Raw genomic sequence first — 21,401 nt, 5'->3', positions numbered from 1 at the left:
GCGGCGGATTTTCAAGCAATGACCGGCAACAATCAAGGAACCCGTCGGCAACTCTGAACAATCGCTTTCGCCCCCGCGGGGCACCCGGATCGCCCTCAGCGCGCCTTCAGGCAGGACGCGTAGGCCTGGGCAAAACGCCGGTCGAACCGGAGGGCCTGAGGCTCCTCGGGATCGATGCTGACATTCCACAGGGCCTGCTGCGGCACGTCGTAGCGGACCCAGCCGATGATTCCGCTGCCGGAGGTTTCGTAGAACAGCTGCAGGCTCAGCTGGTCGCCATCATCGCGGTCGATCAGCAGCTTGAGGCGCTCCGGGGTGGTGAAGTCGCGGTAGGGAAAATCGCTGCTCCTGACCATTTCGGTGAGGTGGCCGTAGCAGCCCTGGCCCGGGTTGGCGTCGTCGGCCAGGGCCGGCAGGCTGGGGCCGGTGAGCAGCAGACTCAGGCCCAGGGAGCTCAAGTACCGCATGACTGGCCCTTGAGGGTGAGGGTTTCGACCTGGTCGTTCATCTCGATCTTCGCCAGCACCTGGCGGTCGTGGGACTCCTGGTACTCGCTGAAATTGTTGCGCTTGAGGATGTTCAGGGTCACGCGGATGTGGGCACCGGCATTCTGGTACTCGCTGCGCTCGGGGCCTTGGGCGCCACCGGTGAGTTCCAACAGTTGGCCGCCGCTCTTGAGGTACAGATAGCGCTCGTCCACTTCCACCAGCAGGCGCGGGGCCTTGGCTGGCACGCTGTAGTCTTCGCGGGCCAGGGAGTAGCCGCAGAGCCAGGAGCCGCGACTGTCGTATTGCTGACTGTGGAACCAGCTGAGGGCTTCGCGGTAGCCGATCTGGCCGAGGCGCGAATCGCCGGCGGCCCAGGCCGCTGGCAGATTCAGGGCGAGGATCGAGCCCAGCGCCATGGCGGCTGCGCCGGAGCGCCCCAGGCAGCGAAGGGCGGCTGCCAATGCTGGGGGTTTGTCAGGGGTGCGGGTCATCCTTGGCCTTGGGTCGCGAGCGAACAATCGCGCATCCTAGCCACGCCACTACAGCTGCGCAAGGGCCAGCGGCGGGCAAAAAAAATAGGCACCCGATGCGCTCGGCGTGCCTATTTTCCCCTGCGCGCTCCCGCTGTGGGAGCCCGCGCAATGCTTATGGGTTGACGCTGTCTTTCAGCGACTTGCCCGGTTTGAATGCCACGGTGTTGCTGGCCTTGATCTTTACCGGCTCGCCGGTTTGCGGGTTCTTGCCGGTACGGGCGCCACGGTGACGTTGCAGGAACGTACCAAAACCGACCAGGGTGACGCTGTCTTTACGGTGCAGAGCCCCGGTGATTTCCTCAAGGATGGCGTTGAGCACGCGATTGGCCTGCTCTTTGGTCAGGTCCGCTTTTTCAGCAATGGCTGCGGCGAGTTCTGGTTTACGCATAGTGTGAAGCCTCTTTGACGGTTTTTTGTTGTTATGTCCGTGCTGTTCACGGGAACAGCGCCCAAGGCGCCGCAGGCTCTACGCTGCGGCAGACGGGTGTGAGGATGGCACGCGCTTGAAGGTGGCGCCAGTCTTGGCGCGACCTTTGTAGGGGCAAAATCCCGGTTATTCCGACAGAACGACCGGTATTTAAGCCAGCAGGGCCGGGAGTTCCTTGTTCAGGGCCAGTTTTTCCATCACCGCCGCCCCGGTCAGGGCGTAGCCCAGCAACCGGCCGCTGGCGTCACGGCACAGGACCTTGATGTCGGCGCCCTGCCCTTCGACGCTCCAGACGCCTTCGGCGCCCCGCGGTGGCGGCGACACCACCAGTGGACAGACCGGGGTCTTCACGGTGATCGGCATCGGTCCATAGCTGACTGCCGTCGGCGTGCCGGCAAGGGTCTGCGCCAGCGCCCGGGCACAGCTCATCAGCGGCATCACGTACAGCAGGTTGAGGCCATCGACCTCGGCGCAATCGCCCAGGGCGTAGATGTTGGCGTGGGAGGTTTTCAGCTCGCGGTCCACCACCACGCCGCGATTGACCACCAGCCCGGCCGCCGCGGCCAGATCGATGCGCGGGCGCAGGCCAATGGCCGAGACCACCAGGTCGCAGGCGATCACCTGGCCATCGGACAGATGGGCCTCCAGGCCATCACCGCTGCGTTGCAGGCGATTGAGCACCGGCCCCAGGTGGAAGCGCGCGCCGAGGCTTTCCAGCCCGGCCTGGACCGCCGCGGCGGCGGCCGGGTGCAGCAGGGTTGGCATCACCTGTTCGCACGGGGCCACCAGGTCCACGCTGTAGCCGCCGAGGATCAGGTCGTTGGCGAACTCGCAGCCAATCAGCCCGGCCCCCAGCAACAGCACCCGCCGCTTGCCGGCGGCGGCGTTGCGAAAGCGTGCGTAGTCTTCCAGGTCATTGATGGGAAAAATCAGCTCGGATGCATCGCCCTGCACCGGTACGCGCACGGTCTCCGCGCCCCAGGCCAGGATCAGGTCGCGATAGGTCACCGCCTCTTCACCGATCCACAGGCGCTTGTGGCCCGGGTCGATGCCGCTGATGCGGGTGTGGGTGCGCACCTCGGCCTTGAGCTGCTCGGCCATGGCGCCGGGCTCGGCCATGCTCAGGCCGTCGGCATCCTTGTTCTTGCCGAAGCCGGTGGAAAGCATCGGCTTGGAATAGGAACGGCCATCATCGGCAGTGATCAGCAGCAATGGCGTCTGGCCGTCGAGCTTGCGAAATTCCCGGGCCAGGTTGTAACCCGCCAGGCCTGTCCCCACGATCACCACCGGTGCGCTCATTCCCTGCTCCTTGTCATTGGTCGTTCAAGCCACAAAAGTCGATCAAGCGATCTCGATCATTTCGAAATCCATCTTGCCCACGCCGCAGTCCGGGCAGAGCCAGTCTTCGGGCACGTCTTCCCAACGGGTCCCAGGCAAAATACCGTCGTCCGGCCAGCCTTCCGCTTCGTTATAGATCAGGCCGCAGACCACACATTGCCACTTTTTCATTGCTGCATTTCCTCGGGAGTTCAGGCTCGGTCGATGAATCGACTCTAAAGGCCACGCTGATCAGCGTTCGGCACTGGGGTTTTTTACTGATCACTACCGGCAGATGCAAGCAGGTTCGTGTCGCCGGACGTCCTGGATCAATCAAAATCGCCGATCGTCATGCTAAGCTCGCCGCCTCATTTGCTGCCAATACTGACCCACTGTGCCGCACTCAATGCCCCCCGCTCCGGCCCCCACCTGGCTGGCGCAAAGCCGTCTGTCCCCCTTCCCCGGCGCAGCCGTGGCCAACTGGCTGTTCGATGAAGGGTCGCTGACCCGGCGCCTGACCCGCCTTTCGCAAAACGGCTTCAGCGTCACGCCGCTGGTGGAAGAATGGCAAACCCTGCGCCACGACGAATGCGTCGCCCTGGACCTGCCCGAACAGAGCATCGGCTGGGTCCGCGAGGTGTACCTGCGGGGCCACGGTGAAGCCTGGGTCTTCGCCCGCAGCGTCGCCGCCCGCAGTGCCCTGGAAGACGGCGGCCTGAACATCGATGAGCTGGGCAGCCGCTCCCTGGGTGAACTGCTGTTCTGCGACCAGGCCTTTGCCCGCCGTCCCATCGAGGTCTGCCGCTATCCACAGGCCTGGCTGCCCGACGCGGTGGCCAGCGACGGACTCTGGGGCCGTCGCTCGCGCTTCGATCGCGGCCCCTTGAGCCTGCTGGTGGCCGAAGTCTTCCTGCCCAGCCTGTGGCGCGCCATCCAAGCCCAACCGGAGGCCTGCTGATGTACCTGAGCCTGCTCAAATCCCTCAACCGCCTGCATCCGCGGGCCTGGGACTTCCTGCAACTGGCGCGCATGGACAAGCCCATCGGCATCTATCTGCTGCTGTGGCCGACCCTGGTGGCCCTGTGGATCGCCGCCGAGGGCAAGCCGTCCCTGAGCCATGTGCTGATCTTCACCTTCGGCGTGGTCCTGACCCGCGCCGGCGGCTGCGCCATCAACGATTTCGCCGACCGCAAGGTCGACGGCCAGGTCAAGCGCACCGACCAGCGGCCCCTGGCCACCGGCAAGGTCAGCGCCAAGGAAGCCCTGGCGCTGTTCGCGATACTGATGGGCGCCGCCTTCCTGCTGGTGCTGTGCACCAACGCCACCACGGTCTGGCTGTCGTTCGGCGCCCTGGCCCTGGCCGCCTGCTACCCCTTCATGAAGCGCTACACCTATTACCCGCAAGTGGTGCTGGGGGCCGCGTACTCCTGGGGCATCCTGATGACCTTCACCGCGCAGAACGGCGAACTGCCGGCCACTGCCTGGCTGCTGTACATCGCCAATCTGCTATGGACCGTGGGCTACGACACCTACTACGCCATGACCGACCGCGACGACGACCTGAAGATCGGGGTCAAGTCCACGGCGATCCTGTTCGGCGATGCCGACCGGGTGATCATTCTCACCCTGCAGGGCCTGTCACTGGGCTGCCTGCTGCTGGCCGGGGCGCGCTTTAACCTGGGGGGCTGGTTCCACCTGGGGCTGCTGGTGGCGGCGGGGTGTTTTGCCTGGGAGTTCTGGTACACCCGGGATCGCGACCGGATGAAGTGCTTCAAGGCCTTCCTGCACAACCACTGGGCGGGCATGGCGATCTTTATCGGCGTGGTGCTGGATTACGCGTTGCGCTAGCGCGTCAGGCAAGGCCCTGCGGGCCTTTTCGCAGCTTCGCCATGGCTCGGCAGCGGCTACAGAGATCGGTGTAGCCGCTGCCGCAGGCTGCGAACGGCCCGAGGTCAGTCGGACTTGGCGACCTTCCAGGCGCCGTCCATCTTGCCGTCACCGGTCATGTCACCGGCCTTCTTGTCCATCACGAAGCTGTACAGCGGCTTGCCGTCATAGGCCCATTGCATCTTGCCGTCGTCACGCTTGATCACCGTCCACTTGCCCATGGCCTTGTCGCTGCCTTCGGCCATCAGCGGCGGCCAATTGGCGGCGCATTTGTCGTTGCACATGGACTTGCCACCGGTGTCCTTGGCAAAGGTGTAGAGGGTCATGCCCTGGAGATTGACCAGCACGCCGTCCTTGCTCATCGCAGGGTCGGCGGCCAGGGCGAATGTCGGCAGGGCCAGGACAGCGCCTACCAGCAGGACTTTCAACGATTGCTTGAACAGAGTCATGGAAACCTTCTTTTGTGGTTGTCAGGAATCGGACTCAAAGCTTAGTCGACGAACAAGCACCGCGCTGCGCCACCTGAAATACTGTCACACGACTGCAATAATTCCGTTATCTAATGCGGCGCAAGACAGTTAAATGACAAGAGGTTCCAGCATGGTTGGCAGAAGCATTCTGATCGTTGACGACGAAGCGCCGATTCGCGAAATGATCGCCGTCGCGTTGGAAATGGCCGGCTATGACTGCATGGAGGCAGAGAACTCCCAGCAGGCCCATGCCATCATCGTCGACCGCAAGCCGGACCTGATCCTGCTGGACTGGATGCTCCCCGGCACCTCCGGCATCGAGCTGGCGCGACGCCTCAAGCGCGACGAACTGACCGGTGACATCCCGATCATCATGCTCACCGCCAAGGGCGAAGAGGACAACAAGATCCAGGGCCTGGAAGTCGGCGCCGACGACTACATCACCAAGCCGTTCTCCCCCCGCGAGCTGGTGGCGCGCCTCAAGGCCGTGCTGCGCCGCGCCGGCCCCACCGACGGCGAAGCACCGATCGAAGTCGGCGGCCTGCTGCTGGACCCCATCAGCCACCGGGTGACCATCGACGGCAAGCCGGCGGAAATGGGCCCCACCGAATACCGCCTGCTGCAGTTCTTCATGACCCACCAGGAACGCGCCTACACCCGCGGCCAACTGCTGGATCAGGTCTGGGGCGGCAATGTGTACGTCGAGGAACGCACCGTGGACGTGCACATCCGCCGGCTGCGCAAAGCCCTGGGTGACGCCTACGAGAATCTGGTACAAACCGTGCGCGGCACCGGCTATCGTTTTTCCACCAAGGCCTAACAACAGCGGCAAGCTATAAGCCACAAGCGGCAGGTTGATGACCGACCGCCTCTGAACTTGCAGCTTGCGGCTTACAGCATGGAGCTGCTTTTCAACGTGAATCAAAACTGGCATGGCACCCTGATTCGCCACCTGTTGCTGTTGATCACCGGCTGCCTGCTGGTGGGCCTGATCAGCGGCTACTACGGTTGGAGCCTGGCCGCCGGCTTGGGGCTCTACCTGGCCTGGACCCTCAAGCAGCTGCTGCGCCTGCACGAATGGCTGCGCCTGCATCAACCCGATGAAGCGCCGCCCGATGGCTATGGCCTGTGGGGCGAAGTCTTCGACAGCATCTATCACCTGCAACGCCGCGATCAGCGGGTACGCGGGCGCCTGCAGGCGGTGATCGACCGGGTCCAGGAGTCCACTGCGGCGCTGAAAGACGCGGTGATCATGCTCGACAGCGACGGCAACCTGGAATGGTGGAACCGCGCCGCCGAAACCTTGCTGGGGCTCAAGACACCCCAGGACAGCGGCCAGCCGGTGACCAACCTGGTGCGCCACCCGCGCTTCAAGGAGTACTTCGAGCAGGACAACTACGCCGAACCGCTGGAGATCCCTTCTCCGGCCAACGACCGGGTGCGCATCCAGCTGTACATCACCCGCTACGGCAACAACGAGCACCTGATGCTGGTGCGCGATGTGACCCGCATCCACCAGCTGGAACAGATGCGCAAGGATTTCATCGCCAACGTGTCCCACGAGCTGCGCACCCCGCTGACGGTGATCTGCGGCTACCTGGAAACCCTGCTGGACAACGTCGACGAAGTGAACCCGCGCTGGAGCCGCGCCCTGCAGCAGATGCAGCAGCAAGGCGGACGCATGCAGACCCTGCTCAACGACCTGCTGTTGCTGGCCAAGCTGGAAGCCACCGACTACCCGTCGGACAACCAGCCGGTGCCCATCGACGCGCTGCTGCAATCGATCAAGAGCGATGCCCAGGCGCTGTCCGGGGAGCGCAACCAGCGCATCACCCTGGAGGCCGATGGCTCGGTGCAACTCAAGGGCAGCGAAGCGGAACTGCGCAGCGCCTTCTCCAACCTGGTGTTCAACGCGGTGAAATACACCCCGGCCGAAGGCAATATCCGCATTCGCTGGTGGGGTGACGACCAGGGCGCGCACCTGAGCGTGCAGGATTCGGGGATCGGCATCGACAACAAGCACCTGCCGCGCCTCACCGAACGCTTCTACCGGGTGGACTCGAGCCGCAACTCCAACACCGGCGGCACCGGCCTGGGCCTGGCCATCGTCAAGCACGTGCTGCTGCGCCACCGCGCGCGCCTGGAAATCAGCAGCGTGCTGGGCCACGGCAGCACCTTTACCTGCCATTTTGCCCCGGCCCAGGTGAAAAAAACCGCGACCCCCAGCCTGACCGAACAGCGCTGACCGTGGCGTGCCCCTAGGCAATCGCCCTGTCAGCCGCTACATTGCGTAGCTTGTGCCTGCCCTTCAGGCACCGCCTTTCCTTCTTTTTCGAATACACGGAACCCGCAAAACTCCATCATGGACCCTTCCCCTGGTTTTACCCTCGCGTCTCTGTTCGCCGACTTCGGCATGATTCTTTTTGCTCTGATCCTGGTCCTGCTCAACGGTTTTTTCGTTGCCGCAGAGTTCGCCATGGTCAAGCTGCGCTCGACCCGGGTCGAAGCCATCGCCCACAAGAACGGCTGGCGCGGGCAGATCCTGCGCACCGTGCACAGCCAGCTCGATGCCTACCTTTCGGCCTGCCAGCTGGGTATCACCCTGGCCTCCCTGGGCCTGGGCTGGGTCGGCGAGCCGGCCTTCGCCCACCTGCTGGAGCCACTGCTGGGTGCGGTGGGGGTCAACTCCCCGGAAGTGATCCGCGGCGTGTCGTTCTTTACCGCGTTCTTCATCATTTCCTACCTGCACATCGTGGTCGGCGAGCTGGCGCCCAAGTCCTGGGCGATCCGCAAGCCCGAGCTGCTGTCGCTGTGGACCGCGGTGCCGCTGTACCTGTTCTACTGGCTGATGTACCCGGCCATCTACCTGCTCAACGCCAGCGCCAACACCATTCTGCGCATCGCCGGCCAGGGCGAGCCCGGCCCGCACCACGAGCACCACTACAGCCGTGAAGAACTCAAGCTGATCCTGCACTCCAGCCGCGGCCAGGACCCCAGCGACCAGGGCATGCGCGTGCTGGCCTCGGCCGTGGAAATGGGCGAACTGGAAGTGGTGGACTGGGCCAACTCCCGGGAAGACCTGATCAGCGTCGAATTCAACGCGCCGCTCAAGGAAATCCTCGCCCTGTTCCGCCGCCACAAGTTCAGCCGCTACCCCGTCTACGACAGCGAGCGCAACGAGTTCGTCGGCCTGCTGCACATCAAGGACCTGCTGCTGGAACTGGCGGCCCTGGACCACATTCCCGAGTCGTTCAACCTGGCCGAGCTGACCCGCCCGCTGGAGCGCGTGTCGCGGCACATGCCGCTGTCGCAGTTGCTGGAGCAGTTCCGCAAGGGCGGTTCGCACTTCGCCCTGGTGGAAGAAGCCGACGGCAAGGTGATCGGCTACCTGACCATGGAAGACGTGCTGGAAGTGCTGGTGGGCGACATCCAGGACGAACACCGCAAGACCGAGCGCGGCATCCTCGCCTATCAGCCGGGCAAGCTGCTGGTGCGCGGTGACACCCCGCTGTTCAAGGTCGAGCGCCTGCTGGGCATCGACCTGGACCATATCGAAGCCGAAACCCTCGCCGGCCTGGTGTACGAAACCCTGAAACGGGTGCCGGAAGAGGAAGAAGTGCTGGAAGTCGAAGGCCTGCGCATCATCATCAAGAAGATGAAAGGGCCGAAGATCATCCTGGCCAAGGTGCTGATGCTGGATTGACGGGCCCCTCGGCCCGTTCGCCGGCACGCCGGCGCCTACAGCAGCGGGTCATTTCTTGCCCAGGGCAAAATTCGGCAGATCCCCCAGCGGCTGGTTGAACTGATAGGGAATCGACACCAGCCCCAGCCCGGTATTGCGCTGCACCACGAAATGCAGGTGCGGCCCGCTGCTGTTGCCGGTGTTGCCCGACAACCCCAGCGGGCTGCCCACCGCCACCCGCTGCCCTTCCCGCACACTCACCGAACCTTGCTTGAGGTGCAGGTACACGCCCATGGTGCCGTCGTCGTGCAGCACCCGGACGAAGTTGCCCGCCGGGTTGTCGCCCCGCCCGTTCTGGGCGTTCTCGGTCTTGACCACCACCCCGCCACGCGCAGCAATGATCGGCGTGCCCACCGGCATGGCGATGTCCATTGCGTATCGGCTCCTGGGCCCGAAATGGCTGTATTGGCCATTGGCCCCCTGGGTCAGGCGAAACGGCCCGCCGCGCCAGGGCAGCGGGTAGCGATAGGCCTGGGCGGCGCCTGCCGGGTCGCCCAGGGAATAACGGAACCTGGGGACATAGCTCAAGGGCTGGTCGGCACGAGTCGCCGTGAGCAGCGCCAGACGCTGCCTGCTGCGGGCCGGCAGCACCTGGCGAATCGGCTGCCCGGGCGCGCCACTGACATTGTTCAGCCCGGTAAAACCCAGCTCGATCTGCACCGGGGCGTACAGGTCATTGCGCACATACAGCGCCTCCACACCCTTGTGCTTGTGGATATCCAGGCGCACCTGGTGCTCCAGGTGCTCTTCCATGCGGTCGTGAAACACGAACGCCTGGGCTCCCGGCGCAGGCCGATCGCTGTAGGACACCACGCCATCGGCGTCGACGGATTTGTAGACGGTCATCGCCGCCAGCGAGGTGGCCAGCAGGGACAGTCCGCACAACAGCAGCAGGCGCACAAGCATTGGGCAGCCTCTTGGCAGGTTATGCAGGCACGCTAACAGCCGGATATGGAGCTTGTGTGAATCAGGCCGGGGCCAGAGGGTGCGGGCCCGACGCGTCGAAATGGATATCCACCCCCAGTTGCGCGGCCTCCGACAGGTTGACCAGGGCATCGAGGGAGAACTTGTTGATCTTGCCGCTGAGCACGTCATTGAGGCGTGGCTGGGAGATGTTGAGGCGCTTGGCCGCCTCCTTCTGCGATACCCCCCAGGCTTGCACGGTCTTGCCCAGTTCAAGCATCAACTTGGCCCGCAGGCGCATGTTGGCGGCCTCCTGGGGCGTGGCTTCAAGGGCGTCCCAGACGCTGGCAAAGCGCTGGTTGATCGGTTGGTCAGTCATGGCGTGAACCTGCTTCTTGATATCTGGCACGAGCCAGCTCGATATCCCGCGCTTCGGTCTTGCGGGTGGTCTTGCGCACCGCGTGCAGCACATAGATGGCTGCGGGCCGCCTGACCACATAGAACACCCGAAACGCCCCTGAATCCTCATGGATCCTGATTTCGAAAACGCCCGGACCGATGGTTTTCACCGACCTGCAATCGTAGGGCTGTTCCCCCTGCTGCAGCAGATCCAGCTGGTAACCGGCGGCCCGGCGGGCATCTTCGGGGAACGCCCGGAGATCCCGCAGCGCGCTCCCGACAAACACCACATCCTTGTGCCTGGGCATCGAACCTCTCCTGTGAATGACCAGGAACAAGGCTAATCAACATGGCCAGGAGCGACCGCGCCGGGTTGTTTCAAGGCATGGCCGCAAGCGCTGAAAGACACGGAGCGCTCTGTGCAATCTATATCCAAACAGATATAAATCAAGGACAAAAAGATCAATCGGACGTACGGCAGAACGTATCGAGGGGTACGGCGAAGGCCTTGTGGCCTGAGGGTTACGGCCTAGGTTGCGAGTGGTTCGCTCGATAGCGGGATGGTGCAGCAGGCCCTCTCAGCGCAAGGCAAAAATCCGCAACGGGAAAAGTGTTTTCCGCAGATTTCCGCAGCTTTGATCCTCGTAGGAGCCGGCTTGCCGGCGAAGAGACCCGCAAGCCTTGTGTTGCTCTTGTGGACGCTTTCGCTGGCAAGCCAGCTCCTACGAAGCGGACTGGGAGGATCAGGCGCCGGGAACGAAGTGCTTCTGCGCGGTACCGCGGGCGATCAGACGCGAGATGTAGTCGAGCTTCTGCGCGTCCTGGTCGACGAAACGGAAGGTCAGTTGCAGCCACTCGCTGTCTGGCTTGGGCTCCAACGCCACCACCGCATGCAGGTAGCCATTGAGCCGTGCCACTTCGGCGTTGTCGCCCTGCTCCAGGTCCAGCACCGCGCTTTCCAGCACCTGGGGCAGGCTGTCGGTACGCTTCACCACCAGCAACGCTTCCTTGATGCTCAGGGCCTTGATCACGCACTGCTGATTGCCGCTGGACAGGCGCAACTGGCCCTGGCCCCGACCGCCACTGGCCGCTGTCGCGGGCGCCGGAGCCTTGACCGGAGGGCTGTTGAGCAAGCCGCGCGCCGGCGCTGCGGCTGCAGGGGCCGGTGCAGGGGCCGCAGCCGCCGGTTTGGCGAACGGATTGACCGGAGCCGAAGCCGCCCCCACCACCGCCGGCTTGCCACCGGTCAGGGCGCTCAGGGAGTCATTGCCGAAAGCCGAGTTCATCTTGGTCGGAGCGCTGTTCATCAAGGTGTCGAGCTTGCCGACCTTGTTCAGCGCCTGCTTGACCTTGGTCAGCAGCTGTTCGTTGGTGAAAGGCTTGCTCACATAACCGGACACCCCGGCCTGGATCGCCTGCACCACGTTTTCCTTGTCGCCACGGCTGGTGACCATGACGAAGGGCATGGCTTTGAGCGCCTCTTGCCCACGGCACCAGGTCAGCAGCTCAAGGCCGGACATTTCCGGCATCTCCCAGTCGCACAGGACCAGGTCGAAGGCTTCGCGGGCGAGCATCGCCTGGGCCTTCTTGCCGTTGATCGCGTCTTCGATCTTGATGCCAGGGAAGTAGTTGCGCAGGCACTTCTTCACCAGGTCACGAATGAACGAAGCGTCGTCCACCACCAACACACTTACCTTACTCATCGACCACCCCTTTAAAAATCCCGGCAAGCATAACGCTGGCTGATGGCACTTTGCCAAAACTCTTCAGTCACGCCGGGACTTTTCGTTCGCGGGTGCTGCTTTTCAAATGTGAGGGACCCAAACAAAAACGCCCGGCCAAAGGGCCGGGCGCTCTTCTCGGGCACTCTTACTTATCGTCAGCTTGATCCGGAACATTAGCGGATTCGCCACTTGTGCCTTCAACTTCTTCCTTCATGCGCTTGAGTCCCAGATGGCGTACATCGGTGCCGCGCACCAGGTAAATCACCAGCTCGGAAATGTTGCGCGCGTGATCGCCTATCCGCTCCAGCGAGCGCAGCACCCAGATAATGCTCAGGACCCGCGAGATAGAGCGCGGGTCTTCCATCATGTAGGTGGCCAGCTCGCGCAACGCGGTCTTGTATTCGCGGTCGATGATCTTGTCGTACTGGGCCACGGAAAGTGCCAGGTCGGCATCGAAGCGGGCAAACGCGTCGAGGGCGTCGCGCACCATGTTGCGCACCTGGTCGCCGATGTGCCGCACTTCCACGTAGCCGCGCGGGGCCTCGCCCTCTTCGCACAGCTGGATGGCCCGACGGGCGATCTTGGTGGCTTCGTCGCCGATGCGCTCCAGGTCGATCACCGACTTGGAGATGCTGATGATCAAGCGCAGGTCGGAGGCCGCCGGCTGGCGACGGGCGAGGATACGCAGGCATTCCTCGTCGATGTTGCGCTCCATCTGGTTGATCTGGTCGTCGATCTCGCGCACCTGCTGGGCCAGGCCGGAATCAGCCTCGATCAGCGCGGTGACCGCGTCGTTGACTTGCTTCTCCACCAGCCCGCCCATGGCCAGCAGGTGGCTGCGCACCTCTTCCAGCTCGGCATTGAACTGTTGGGAGATGTGATGGGTTAACCCTTCCTTCGAAATCATGGTTTGCTCCGCAAAAGCTGTGAGCTGCAAGCTACAAGCTGCAAGCTATCTATGTCGTTACCCTGAACCGCTCTCACTTGCCGCTTGAAGCTTGCGGCTTGCAGCTGCTTTCTAGCCGTAACGCCCGGTGATGTAGTCTTCGGTCTGCTTCTTCGCCGGGTTGGTGAACAGCGTGTCGGTGTCACCGAACTCCACCAGTTTGCCCATGTACATGAACGCGGTGTAGTCGGAAACCCGCGCCGCCTGCTGCATGTTGTGGGTCACGATGACGATGGTGAACTTGGACTTGAGCTCGTAGATCAGCTCCTCGACCTTCAGGGTCGAGATCGGGTCCAGGGCCGAGCAGGGTTCGTCCAGCAGCAGCACTTCCGGCTCCACGGCGATGGTGCGGGCAATCACCAGACGCTGCTGCTGACCGCCGGACAGGCCCAGGGCCGAATCATGCAGGCGGTCCTTGACCTCGTCCCACAACGCCGCGCCCTTGAGCGCCCATTCCACGGCCTCGTCGAGCACGCGCTTCTTGTTGATGCCCTGGATGCGCAAGCCGTAGACCACGTTTTCATAGATGGTCTTGGGGAACGGGTTGGGCTTCTGGAACACCATGCCGACCCGGCGACGCAGCTCGGCCACGTCTTCGCCCTTGCGGTAGATGTTGTTGCCGTAGAGGTTGATCGCCCCCTCTACGCGGCAGCCGTCCACCAGGTCGTTCATGCGGTTGAAGGTCCGCAGCAGGGTCGACTTGCCGCAGCCGGACGGGCCGATGAAGGCGGTCACGCGCTGCTTGGGGATGTTCATGCTGACGTCGAACAGCGCTTGTTTCTCGCCGTAGAACAGGCTCAGACCGGGCACTTCGATGGCCACGGTTTCCTGTTCCAGGCTCAGGCTCTGCTTGTCGCGGCCCAGGGCGGACATGTTGATGCCATGGGAATGGGTTTCGTGTTGCATGGTCTCACTCCGTTCGTAGCTGCAAGCTTTTAGCTGCAAGCCGCAAGTTAGGGCAAAGCGGCGCTCCGCCTGGAGCTTGCCGCTTATGGCTTAAAGCTTGAGTGTTAGCTGTCCAGCGCCTTGTATTTCTCGCGCAGGTGGTTACGGATCCACACGGCCGACAGGTTCAGGGTGGCGATCACCAGCACCAGCAGCAGCGCGGTGGCGTAGACCAAAGGCCGCGCGGCCTCGACGTTGGGGCTCTGGAAGCCGACGTCGTAGATGTGGAAGCCCAGGTGCATGATCTTCTGGTCCAGGTGCAGGTACGGGTAGTTGCCGTCCAGCGGCAGCGACGGCGCCAGTTTCACCACGCCCACCAGCATCAGCGGCGCCACTTCACCCGCGGCGCGGGCCACCGCGAGGATCATCCCGGTCATCATCGCCGGGCTGGCCATCGGCAGGACGATCTTCCACAGCGTCTCGGCCTTGGTCGCACCCAGGGCCAGGGACCCTTCGCGCACGGTGCGGGGAATTCGCGCCAGGCCTTCCTCGGTGGCCACGATCACCACCGGCACCGCCAGCAGCGCCAGGGTCAGGGACGCCCAGAGCAGGCCCGGGGTGCCGAAGGTCGGCGCCGGCAGGGCCTCGGGGAAGAACAGCCGGTCCACGGAACCGCCCAGCACGTAGACGAAGAAGCCCAGGCCGAACACCCCGTAGACGATGGCCGGAACCCCCGCCAGGTTGTTCACGGCGATGCGGATCACCCGGGTCAGGGTGTTCTGCTTGGCGTATTCGCGCAGGTAGACCGCCGCCAGCACGCCGAACGGGGTGACGATCATGGCCATGATCAGGGTCATCATCACGGTGCCGAAGATCGCCGGGAAGATCCCGCCTTCGGTGTTGGCTTCACGGGGGTCGTCGCTGAGGAATTCCCAGACCTTGCTGAAGTAGAAGCCGATCTTGGTGAAGGTGCCCATGGCATTCGGCTGGTAGGCGTGCACCACCTTGCCCAGGCCGATCTCGATTTCCTTACCGTTGGCATCGCGAGCGGTCAGGCTGTCACGGTTGAACTGGGCGTGCAGGTCGCTCAGGCGCGCCTCGATCTCCTGGTAACGGGCATTGAGTTCGGCGCGCTCGGCGTCCATGTCGGCCTGGGCGGCGGCGTTCATCTTGCCGTCCAGTTCCAGCTTGCGACCGTGCAGGCGGATGCGTTCCAGACCGGCGTTGATCGCGCCGATGTCGGATTTTTCCAGGGTCTTGAGCTGGGCCGCCAGCTGGTTCACCCGGTTGATCCGCGCTTGCAGCTCGGGCCAGGCAGCCTCGCCTTCGGCGATCACCTTGCCGCTTTCCTTGACGTTGACCAGGTAGCCGTAGAAGTTGCCCCACTCACGGCGCTCGATGGCCATCAGCTCTTTCGGGTAGCTCTGGTTGGTCAGCCACTCGCCGACGATCCAGGTGAAATCGTTGCCGTTCAGGTCACGGTTGCCGACCTTGATCAGCTCCCGGGTCATGAACTCCGGGCCCTGGTCGGGCACCGGCAAACCGGCGCTCTTCAGGCGTGCCCGGGGCACTTCTTCCTTCTGCACCACTTCACCGATGACCAGGTGGTTGGCCTGGCCCGGCACGTCATAGCTGGCGTGCACCAGGTCGGCCGGCCAGAAGTGGCCGAGGCCGCGCACGGCGATCACCGCCAGCAGGCCGATGGTCATGATGACCGCGATGGACACCGCGCCACCGCTGATCCAGACGCCCGGGGCGCCGCTCTTGAACCAGTCTTTTAGGGAGTTCTGTTTCACAGACTTCTACCTTTCTTAAAGCGACGAGTATTTCTTGCGCAGACGCTGACGAATCAGCTCGGCGAGGGTGTTCATGACGAAGGTGAACAGCAGCAGCACCAGCGCCGAGAGGAACAGCACGCGGTAGTGGCTGCCGCCGACTTCCGATTCGGGCATTTCCACCGCGACGTTGGCGGCCAGGGTGCGCAGGCCTTCGAACAGGTTCATTTCCATGACCGGGGTGTTGCCGGTGGCCATCAGCACGATCATGGTCTCGCCCACGGCGCGGCCCATGCCGATCATCAGCGCCGAGAAAATCCCCGGGCTGGCGGTGAGGATCACCACCCGCGTCATGGTCTGCCACGGCGTGGCGCCTAGGGCCAGGGAGCCCAGGGTCAGGCCGCGGGGCACGCTGAACACGGCGTCTTCGGCGATCGAGTAGATGTTCGGGATCACCGCAAAGCCCATGGCCAGGCCGACCACCAGGGCGTTGCGCTGGTCGTAGGTGATGCCTAAGTCATGGGAGATCCACATGCGCATGTCGCCGCCGAAGAACCAGTTCTCCATGAACGGGCTCATGTACAGCGAGAGGAAGCCCACCAGGATGATCACCGGGATCAGGATCGCGCTCTCCCAGCCGTCCGGCACTTTCAGGCGCAGCGACTCGGGCAGGCGGCTCCAGGCGAAACCGGCCACCAGGATGCCGATCGGCAGCAGGAGCAGCAGGCTGAAGATGCCCGGCAAGTGGCCCTCGACATAAGGCGCGAGGAACAGGCCGGCGAAGAAGCCGAGGATCACCGTCGGCATCGCTTCCATCAGCTCGATCACCGGCTTGACCTTGCGGCGCATGCCCGGGGCCATGAAGTAGGCGGTGTAGATCGCCGCCGCCACCGCCAATGGCGCCGCCAGCAGCATGGCGTAGAACGCCGCCTTCAGGGTGCCGAAGGTCAGCGGCGACAGGCTCAGCTTGGGTTCGAAATCGGTGTTGGCCGCGGTGGATTGCCAGACGTATTTAGGCTCGTCGTAGTTCTCGTACCAGACCTTGCTCCACAGCGCGCTCCAGGACACTTCCGGGTGCGGGTTGTCCAGCAGCAGCGGTTGCAGCTTGCCGCCGGCCTCGACGATCACCCGGTTGGCCCGTGGCGACAGACCGAACAGGCCCTGTCCGTCCACCACCTGGTCCACCAGCAGAGTGCGATGGGCGGTGCTGTGGAACACCCCGAGCTTGCCGGCGGCGTCCAGGGCGACGAAGCCCTTGCGACGCTCTTCGGCGGTGATCTCAACGATGGGCGCGGTGCCCATCTGGAAGGTGCGGATCTGCTTCAGGCGCAGCTCGCCATCCGCATCGCGGGCCATGAACCACTGGGCCAGGCCGCCCTTGGAGGTGCCGATGATCAGCGAGATGCCACCCACCAGCTGGGTGCTGGCGGTGACTTCGGCATTGGCGTCGTCCAGCAGTTTGTAGCGACCGTTGAGGCTCTTGTCCCGCAGGCTGAACACGTCGGCCAGGGCCCGGCCATTGATCACATACAGCCATTGCTGGCGCGGATCGATGTACATCGCCTTGACCGGCTCGGTCATCTGCGGCAGCTCGATGCGGCTCTGCTCGCTGGTGACTTCGCCGGTCATCATGTTTTCTTCGCGGGTCAGCTTCAGCACATGCAACTGCGCCCCGGTGGAACCGGCGACGATCAGCGACGAATCGCTGGCATTGAGATTGACGTGCTCCAGGGCACCGCCCTGATCGTTCAGGGTGATCGGGGTTTCGCCGTAGGGGTACTCGATGGCTGGCGAGATGGTCTTCTTGCCGTCCGGGTAGCTGACCTTGTAGGTGTGGCGGAACACCAGGGCCTGGCCGTTGGACAGACCGACCACCACCAGCGGATTGCCGGGCTGGTCCTTGCCGATGGAGGTGACGCTGGCGCCCGCCGGGATCGGCAGGTCGACCTTGCGCAGCTCGGCGCCGCTGTCGATGTCGAAGAACAGCGCCTGGCCCTTGTCGGAGACGCGCATGGCCACCTGGTTCTGCTCTTCCAGGGAGAACATCAGCGGCTTGCCGGCGTCCTGCATCCAGGCGGGGGTCAGCGGGTCCTTGGCGGTCAGCTCGGCACCCTGGAACAGCGGCGCGACGACATAGGCGAGGAAGAAGAAGATCAGGGTGATCGCACCCAGTACGGCCAGGCCGCCCACCAGGACGTACCAGCGGGTCAGACGGTCTTTGAGCGCGCGGATACGGCGCTTGCGTTGCAGCTCAGGCGTATTGAAGTCAATGCGCTTGGGGGGAGAAGTCGTAGTCATGGTGGAGTTGGCCAGATCATTCATGCGCACACCCTAGCGATCCTGTATGACAGAAAGATGACAATGCAGTGACGCAACAAATCCGCCGCGTGGCAGCGCCGGCAGCGGACAGAAAATGAGGTAGTAAGAGCTGGCCGGTCGACGACCAGCGCCTTGAGCCCTGGTCGCCCTTGCGGGCGCTTTGGCTGGCAAGCGCAACGCCGCCCGGTCAGCTCCTACGGATACGACAGGGTCCGGGGACCGGACCCTTGTGCGGCGGCTTATGCGCCTTCTTTCAGGCCCAGGTCAGCCAGGGCCTTGGCGGCCACCTTGGCAGGCAGTGGGATGTAGCCGTCTTTGACCACCACTTCCTGACCCTGTTTGGACAGGACCAGTTTCACGAACTCGGCTTCCAGCGGGGCCAGAGGCTTGTTCGGGGCCTTGTTGACGTAGACGTAGAGGAAGCGCGACAGCGGGTACTTGCCGTTCAGGGCGTTTTCTTCGGTGTCTTCGATGAAGTCGCTGCTGCCTTTCTTGGCCAGGGCCACGGTCTTCACGCTGGCGGTCTTGTAGCCGATGCCCGAGTAGCCGATGCCGTTCAGCGAGGAGCTGATGGACTGCACAACGGACGCCGAGCCGGGTTGTTCGTTGACGTTAGGCTTGTAGTCGCCTTTGCACAGGGCTTCTTCCTTGAAGTAGCCGTAGGTGCCGGATACCGAGTTGCGACCGAACAGCTGGACCGGCTTGTTGGCCAGGTCGCCCTTCACGCCCAGGTCGCCCCAGGTCTTGACTTCTTCCTTGGCGCCGCACAGACGAGTCGAGGAGAAGATCGCGTCGACCTGTTCCATGGTCAGGTGCTGGATCGGGTTGTCCTTGTGCACGAACACTGCCAGGGCGTCCACGGCCACCGGGATAGCGGTTGGCTTGTAGCCGTACTTCTGCTCGAAGGCCGCCAGCTCGGTGTCCTTCATCTTGCGGCTCATTGGGCCCAGGTTGGAGGTGCCTTCGGTCAGCGCGGGTGGCGCGGTGGCGGAGCCGGCGGCCTGAATCTGAATGTTGACGTTCGGGTATTCTTTTTTGTAGTTCTCGGCCCACAGGGTCATCAGGTTCGCCAAGGTATCGGAACCGACGCTGGACAGGTTGCCCGACACACCAGTGGTCTTGGTGTAGCTCGGGATAGCAGGGTCAACAGCGGCAACCGCGTGGGCAGTCGCAACGCCAGCGGCGACAAAGGTCATTGCCGCCATCAAACGCTTCAGTTTCATGCCTTACTCCTAGCAGATAGGGTGTGTTAAGTCGGGGCCAAGTATCTGTAGGCCGTGTGAACACTCTATGTCCGGAATATGACAATTAGATGAAAGGCCAGCACTCCTGAACGGAGGCTGGCCTTTCTTTATACAGCGATAAAAAACTCTGTAGCCGCTGCCGCAGGCTGCGACCGACCCGCAGGGTCGCGACACTCTTCAGCGCCCAGCAGGGCCTGCGGCCCTGTCGCAGCCTGCGGCAGCGGCTACAAGCTGGCGGCGATCAGCGGCCCTTGGCCCACAGGTACAGGCCGACCAGCAGGCCGATGCCGCAGATGATCGCAACGTAATAGGCCGGGCCCATCGGGCTTTCCTTGAGCAACCAGGTCACCACCATTGGCGTCAGGCCGCCGAAGATCGCGTAGGCCAGGTTGTAGGAAAACGACAGGCCACTGAAACGCACCACCGCCGGGAACGCCTTGACCATCACATAAGGCACCGCGCCGATGGTGCCGACAAACAGACCGGTCAGGGCATACATCGGGAACAGCCACTGCGGGTTATCCAGCAAGCCGTGATAGAAGGTCCAGGAGGTGGCCAGCAGCAAGGCACTGCCGAACACGAACACCTTGCCAGCGCCGAAACGATCCGCCAGAACCCCGGAGATCACGCAGCCCAGGCTCAGGAACACAATGGCCAGGCTGTTGGCTTCCAGGGCAGTGATGGCCGGGAATTTATAGACCGTCTGCAGCACGGTGGGGGTCATCAGGATCACCACGATGATCCCGGCGGACAGCAGCCAGGTCAGCAGCATGGAAATCACGATGGCGCCGCGGTGATCGCGCAGCACCGCGCGCAGCGGCAGCTCTTCGGCCAGGGCCTTGCGCTGTTGCAGCTCGGCGAACACCGGGGTTTCGTGCAGCAGGCGGCGCAGGTACACCGAGAACAGGCCGAACACCCCGCCCAGCAGGAACGGGATCCGCCAGGCGTAGTCCGCCACTTCCACCGGGGTATAGATGCTGTTGATCGCCGTGGCCACCAGCGAGCCCAGGAGAATCCCGGCGGTCAGGCCCGACGTCAGGGTGCCGCAGGCATAGCCGATGTGCCGCTGCGGCACGTGTTCGGAAACGAAGACCCAGGCCCCGGGCACTTCGCCGCCAATGGCCGCGCCCTGGATCACCCGCATCAGCAACAGCAGGATCGGCGCCCACATGCCGATCTGCGCGTAGGTCGGCAAGAGGCCCATGATCAGGGTCGGCACCGCCATCATGAAGATGCTCAGGGTGAACATCTTCTTGCGCCCCAGCAGGTCGCCGAAGTGGGCCATGACGATCCCGCCCAGGGGACGAGCCAGGTAGCCGGCGGCGAAGATGCCGAAGGTCTGCATCAGGCGCAGCCACTCGGGCATGTCCGCCGGGAAGAACAGCTTGCCGACCACGGTGGCGAAGAACACGAAGATGATGAAGTCGTAGAACTCCAGCGCCCCGCCCAGGGCGGACAGGGACAAGGTCTTGTAGTCACTACGGGTCAGCGGACGGGCGGGTTGCGCAGATTGCGCGGCGCTCGCGGGCACAGTGGTCATGGCAAGGGCTTCTCTTATTAGTCGGTTCTGGAAGCCGCAACAGCGCTGGTTGGGGCCTGGCAGGTTCGGCACGATAGCAAATTGTTCGAATGCGTACACAGCGGCGCACAAATGACTCACAAATTTGCGAACTGAGTGGGTCGTCGCGGAGTCTATCGACCGATATACTCGCAAACCGCGGAGCGCAAAGCCGCTCCTGGCAAGGGTTGTTGTGCGAAAACGCTGCTGCGCGCCCCAGTCCCTGGACAGTGCCAGTCGATTTCGCAGAGTTTCCCTTTAGCACGCCTTGGAAAGAACGTGACGAACGCAGTGTGTTCGGGCTGAATCGTTTTTCCTGAAGACGGCTATTCACCTGAAGTACCCATGAAGCGTCACGGGTCAGAGGCCCCTCGCATGATAGAGCTCGAACAAGAAGATCCAATCCCGCAAGGCGACCTGGCCCTGCAAATCACCGCCTTGCCCCGTGAAACCAACGGCTTTGGCGATATTTTCGGCGGCTGGCTGGTGGCGCAGATGGACCTGGCGGGCACCGCCATGGCCAGCCGCGTCGCCGGTGGCCGGGTGGCCACGGTGGCCATCGACCGCATGGCGTTCCTGGTGCCGGTGGCCGTGGGCGCGCAGCTGTCCTTCTATACCCAGACCCTGGAAATCGGCCGCAGCTCGATCCAGATGATGGTCGAAGTGTGGAGCGACGACCCGTTGTCCAGCGAATGGCGCAAGGTCACCGAGGCGGTATTCGTGTTCGTCGCCATCGACGGCAGCGGCCGCACCCGCTCGGTTCCACCCCGCGCCCGTTAAACCT

General features: G+C 63.5%; 22 protein-coding genes. 6 read left to right on the top strand and 16 right to left on the bottom strand.

What is annotated here, in order from left to right; genetic code table 11:
• Positions 1 to 95: 95 nt before the first annotated feature.
• The 5 genes from L1O02_RS00530 to L1O02_RS00510 all read right to left on the bottom strand — a co-directional run bounded on the left by L1O02_RS00530 (position 96) and on the right by L1O02_RS00510 (position 2,957).
• The gene (locus L1O02_RS00530) at positions 96 to 467 is read right to left on the bottom strand and encodes a hypothetical protein (RefSeq protein WP_060844981.1); all 372 of its coding nucleotides are present in this window, start codon (positions 465 to 467) and stop codon (positions 96 to 98) included.
• Positions 455 to 949, bottom strand: a complete 495-nt coding sequence (locus L1O02_RS00525; RefSeq protein WP_231978989.1) for a hypothetical protein — start codon at positions 947 to 949, stop codon at positions 455 to 457. The genes L1O02_RS00530 and L1O02_RS00525 overlap by 13 nt, the downstream gene beginning before the upstream one ends.
• Positions 950 to 1,133: 184 nt before the next feature.
• On the bottom strand, positions 1,134 to 1,409 hold the full coding sequence (locus L1O02_RS00520) for an HU family DNA-binding protein (RefSeq protein ID WP_011064269.1): 276 nt from the start codon (positions 1,407 to 1,409) through the stop codon (positions 1,134 to 1,136).
• A 189-nt stretch (positions 1,410 to 1,598) separates the two neighbouring features.
• A complete protein-coding gene (locus tag L1O02_RS00515) occupies positions 1,599 to 2,747 on the bottom strand; it encodes an FAD-dependent oxidoreductase (protein ID WP_060841755.1) in 1,149 nt (382 codons plus the stop codon).
• A gap of 42 nt (positions 2,748 to 2,789) precedes the next feature.
• Positions 2,790 to 2,957 carry a rubredoxin gene (locus L1O02_RS00510; protein WP_025130776.1) on the bottom strand — a complete coding sequence of 56 codons (168 nt, stop codon included), beginning with the start codon at positions 2,955 to 2,957 and terminating at the stop codon, positions 2,790 to 2,792.
• A gap of 202 nt (positions 2,958 to 3,159) precedes the next feature.
• Here L1O02_RS00510 and L1O02_RS00505 point away from each other — a divergent pair, with 202 nt between their 5' ends.
• Together L1O02_RS00505 and ubiA are read left to right on the top strand one after the other, a co-directional pair.
• Positions 3,160 to 3,723 (top strand): chorismate lyase, encoded by a 564-nt coding sequence (locus L1O02_RS00505; RefSeq protein WP_060844983.1) that lies wholly within the window; start codon positions 3,160 to 3,162, stop codon positions 3,721 to 3,723.
• Positions 3,723 to 4,613 carry a 4-hydroxybenzoate octaprenyltransferase gene (gene ubiA, locus L1O02_RS00500; protein WP_060841757.1) on the top strand — a complete coding sequence of 297 codons (891 nt, stop codon included), beginning with the start codon at positions 3,723 to 3,725 and terminating at the stop codon, positions 4,611 to 4,613. The genes L1O02_RS00505 and ubiA overlap by 1 nt, the downstream gene beginning before the upstream one ends.
• Before the next feature lie 104 nt (positions 4,614 to 4,717).
• Here the strand turns inward: ubiA and L1O02_RS00495 are convergent, their stop codons facing one another.
• Positions 4,718 to 5,101 (bottom strand): hypothetical protein, encoded by a 384-nt coding sequence (locus tag L1O02_RS00495; protein ID WP_060841758.1) that lies wholly within the window; start codon positions 5,099 to 5,101, stop codon positions 4,718 to 4,720.
• Between the two features lie 151 nt (positions 5,102 to 5,252).
• Here L1O02_RS00495 and phoB point away from each other — a divergent pair, with 151 nt between their 5' ends.
• The 3 genes from phoB (at position 5,253) to L1O02_RS00480 (ending at position 8,825) form a co-directional block, all read left to right on the top strand.
• Positions 5,253 to 5,942 (top strand): phosphate regulon transcriptional regulator PhoB, encoded by a 690-nt coding sequence (gene phoB / locus L1O02_RS00490; protein WP_003177195.1) that lies wholly within the window; start codon positions 5,253 to 5,255, stop codon positions 5,940 to 5,942.
• A gap of 84 nt (positions 5,943 to 6,026) precedes the next feature.
• Positions 6,027 to 7,367: a phosphate regulon sensor histidine kinase PhoR gene (phoR, locus tag L1O02_RS00485; RefSeq protein WP_162492862.1), complete on the top strand. Its 1,341-nt coding sequence runs from the start codon at positions 6,027 to 6,029 to the stop codon at positions 7,365 to 7,367.
• Between the two features lie 117 nt (positions 7,368 to 7,484).
• The gene (locus L1O02_RS00480) at positions 7,485 to 8,825 is read left to right on the top strand and encodes a hemolysin family protein (protein ID WP_016964953.1); all 1,341 of its coding nucleotides are present in this window, start codon (positions 7,485 to 7,487) and stop codon (positions 8,823 to 8,825) included.
• Between the two features lie 48 nt (positions 8,826 to 8,873).
• Here the strand turns inward: L1O02_RS00480 and L1O02_RS00475 are convergent, their stop codons facing one another.
• From L1O02_RS00475 to L1O02_RS00430, 10 genes are all read right to left on the bottom strand, one after another.
• A complete protein-coding gene (locus L1O02_RS00475) occupies positions 8,874 to 9,770 on the bottom strand; it encodes a peptidoglycan DD-metalloendopeptidase family protein (RefSeq protein ID WP_129405876.1) in 897 nt (298 codons plus the stop codon).
• Between the two features lie 61 nt (positions 9,771 to 9,831).
• Positions 9,832 to 10,146, bottom strand: coding sequence for an XRE family transcriptional regulator (locus L1O02_RS00470; protein ID WP_060844986.1), 315 nt, complete (start codon positions 10,144 to 10,146; stop codon positions 9,832 to 9,834).
• Positions 10,139 to 10,474 (bottom strand): type II toxin-antitoxin system RelE/ParE family toxin, encoded by a 336-nt coding sequence (locus L1O02_RS00465; protein WP_235759404.1) that lies wholly within the window; start codon positions 10,472 to 10,474, stop codon positions 10,139 to 10,141. The genes L1O02_RS00470 and L1O02_RS00465 overlap by 8 nt, the downstream gene beginning before the upstream one ends.
• A gap of 435 nt (positions 10,475 to 10,909) precedes the next feature.
• The gene (locus L1O02_RS00460) at positions 10,910 to 11,869 is read right to left on the bottom strand and encodes a response regulator (RefSeq protein WP_060841762.1); all 960 of its coding nucleotides are present in this window, start codon (positions 11,867 to 11,869) and stop codon (positions 10,910 to 10,912) included.
• Positions 11,870 to 12,035: 166 nt separating this feature from the next.
• Entirely contained in the window at positions 12,036 to 12,797 is a 762-nt protein-coding gene (gene phoU / locus L1O02_RS00455; protein WP_016964958.1) for a phosphate signaling complex protein PhoU, read from the bottom strand.
• A gap of 111 nt (positions 12,798 to 12,908) precedes the next feature.
• Positions 12,909 to 13,742 (bottom strand): phosphate ABC transporter ATP-binding protein PstB, encoded by an 834-nt coding sequence (pstB, locus tag L1O02_RS00450; protein WP_060841763.1) that lies wholly within the window; start codon positions 13,740 to 13,742, stop codon positions 12,909 to 12,911.
• A gap of 104 nt (positions 13,743 to 13,846) precedes the next feature.
• Positions 13,847 to 15,517 (bottom strand): phosphate ABC transporter permease PstA, encoded by a 1,671-nt coding sequence (gene pstA / locus L1O02_RS00445; RefSeq protein ID WP_060841764.1) that lies wholly within the window; start codon positions 15,515 to 15,517, stop codon positions 13,847 to 13,849.
• A gap of 15 nt (positions 15,518 to 15,532) precedes the next feature.
• Positions 15,533 to 17,566 carry an ABC transporter permease subunit gene (locus L1O02_RS00440; RefSeq protein WP_206736605.1) on the bottom strand — a complete coding sequence of 678 codons (2,034 nt, stop codon included), beginning with the start codon at positions 17,564 to 17,566 and terminating at the stop codon, positions 15,533 to 15,535.
• Positions 17,567 to 18,054: 488 nt separating this feature from the next.
• Entirely contained in the window at positions 18,055 to 19,038 is a 984-nt protein-coding gene (locus L1O02_RS00435; protein WP_016964962.1) for a phosphate ABC transporter substrate-binding protein PstS, read from the bottom strand.
• Positions 19,039 to 19,300: 262 nt separating this feature from the next.
• Entirely contained in the window at positions 19,301 to 20,590 is a 1,290-nt protein-coding gene (locus L1O02_RS00430; RefSeq protein WP_206736604.1) for an MFS transporter, read from the bottom strand.
• 402 nt (positions 20,591 to 20,992) lie between these two features.
• On the opposite strand from L1O02_RS00430, the gene L1O02_RS00425 reads away from it, so the two are divergent.
• On the top strand, positions 20,993 to 21,397 hold the full coding sequence (locus tag L1O02_RS00425) for an acyl-CoA thioesterase (RefSeq protein ID WP_003229628.1): 405 nt from the start codon (positions 20,993 to 20,995) through the stop codon (positions 21,395 to 21,397).
• The last annotated feature ends 4 nt before the right edge of the window (positions 21,398 to 21,401 follow it).

Origin of the sequence: Pseudomonas sp. BC42 (assembly GCF_021560055.1) — a bacterium.
In the GTDB taxonomy this organism is placed as follows: domain Bacteria; phylum Pseudomonadota; class Gammaproteobacteria; order Pseudomonadales; family Pseudomonadaceae; genus Aquipseudomonas.
This window is presented reverse-complemented; position numbering and strand designations above follow the sequence as displayed.

What these genes read in the sequence shown, in the direction of transcription:
- L1O02_RS00530 (WP_060844981.1), bottom strand. Translation starts at nt 467, where the DNA reads ATGCGGTACTTGAGCTCCCTGGGCCTGAGTCTGCTGCTCACCGGCCCC.
- L1O02_RS00520 (WP_011064269.1), bottom strand. Translation starts at nt 1,409, where the DNA reads ATGCGTAAACCAGAACTCGCCGCAGCCATTGCTGAAAAAGCGGACCTG.
- L1O02_RS00515 (WP_060841755.1), bottom strand. Translation starts at nt 2,747, where the DNA reads ATGAGCGCACCGGTGGTGATCGTGGGGACAGGCCTGGCGGGTTACAAC.
- L1O02_RS00510 (WP_025130776.1), bottom strand. Translation starts at nt 2,957, where the DNA reads ATGAAAAAGTGGCAATGTGTGGTCTGCGGCCTGATCTATAACGAAGCG.
- ubiA (WP_060841757.1), top strand. Translation starts at nt 3,723, where the DNA reads ATGTACCTGAGCCTGCTCAAATCCCTCAACCGCCTGCATCCGCGGGCC.
- L1O02_RS00495 (WP_060841758.1), bottom strand. Translation starts at nt 5,101, where the DNA reads ATGACTCTGTTCAAGCAATCGTTGAAAGTCCTGCTGGTAGGCGCTGTC.
- phoB (WP_003177195.1), top strand. Translation starts at nt 5,253, where the DNA reads ATGGTTGGCAGAAGCATTCTGATCGTTGACGACGAAGCGCCGATTCGC.
- L1O02_RS00480 (WP_016964953.1), top strand. Translation starts at nt 7,485, where the DNA reads ATGGACCCTTCCCCTGGTTTTACCCTCGCGTCTCTGTTCGCCGACTTC.
- L1O02_RS00475 (WP_129405876.1), bottom strand. Translation starts at nt 9,770, where the DNA reads ATGCTTGTGCGCCTGCTGCTGTTGTGCGGACTGTCCCTGCTGGCCACC.
- L1O02_RS00470 (WP_060844986.1), bottom strand. Translation starts at nt 10,146, where the DNA reads ATGACTGACCAACCGATCAACCAGCGCTTTGCCAGCGTCTGGGACGCC.
- L1O02_RS00465 (WP_235759404.1), bottom strand. Translation starts at nt 10,474, where the DNA reads ATGCCCAGGCACAAGGATGTGGTGTTTGTCGGGAGCGCGCTGCGGGAT.
- L1O02_RS00460 (WP_060841762.1), bottom strand. Translation starts at nt 11,869, where the DNA reads ATGAGTAAGGTAAGTGTGTTGGTGGTGGACGACGCTTCGTTCATTCGT.
- phoU (WP_016964958.1), bottom strand. Translation starts at nt 12,797, where the DNA reads ATGATTTCGAAGGAAGGGTTAACCCATCACATCTCCCAACAGTTCAAT.
- pstB (WP_060841763.1), bottom strand. Translation starts at nt 13,742, where the DNA reads ATGCAACACGAAACCCATTCCCATGGCATCAACATGTCCGCCCTGGGC.
- L1O02_RS00440 (WP_206736605.1), bottom strand. Translation starts at nt 17,566, where the DNA reads ATGCAGGACGCCGGCAAGCCGCTGATGTTCTCCCTGGAAGAGCAGAAC.
- L1O02_RS00435 (WP_016964962.1), bottom strand. Translation starts at nt 19,038, where the DNA reads ATGAAACTGAAGCGTTTGATGGCGGCAATGACCTTTGTCGCCGCTGGC.
- L1O02_RS00425 (WP_003229628.1), top strand. Translation starts at nt 20,993, where the DNA reads ATGATAGAGCTCGAACAAGAAGATCCAATCCCGCAAGGCGACCTGGCC.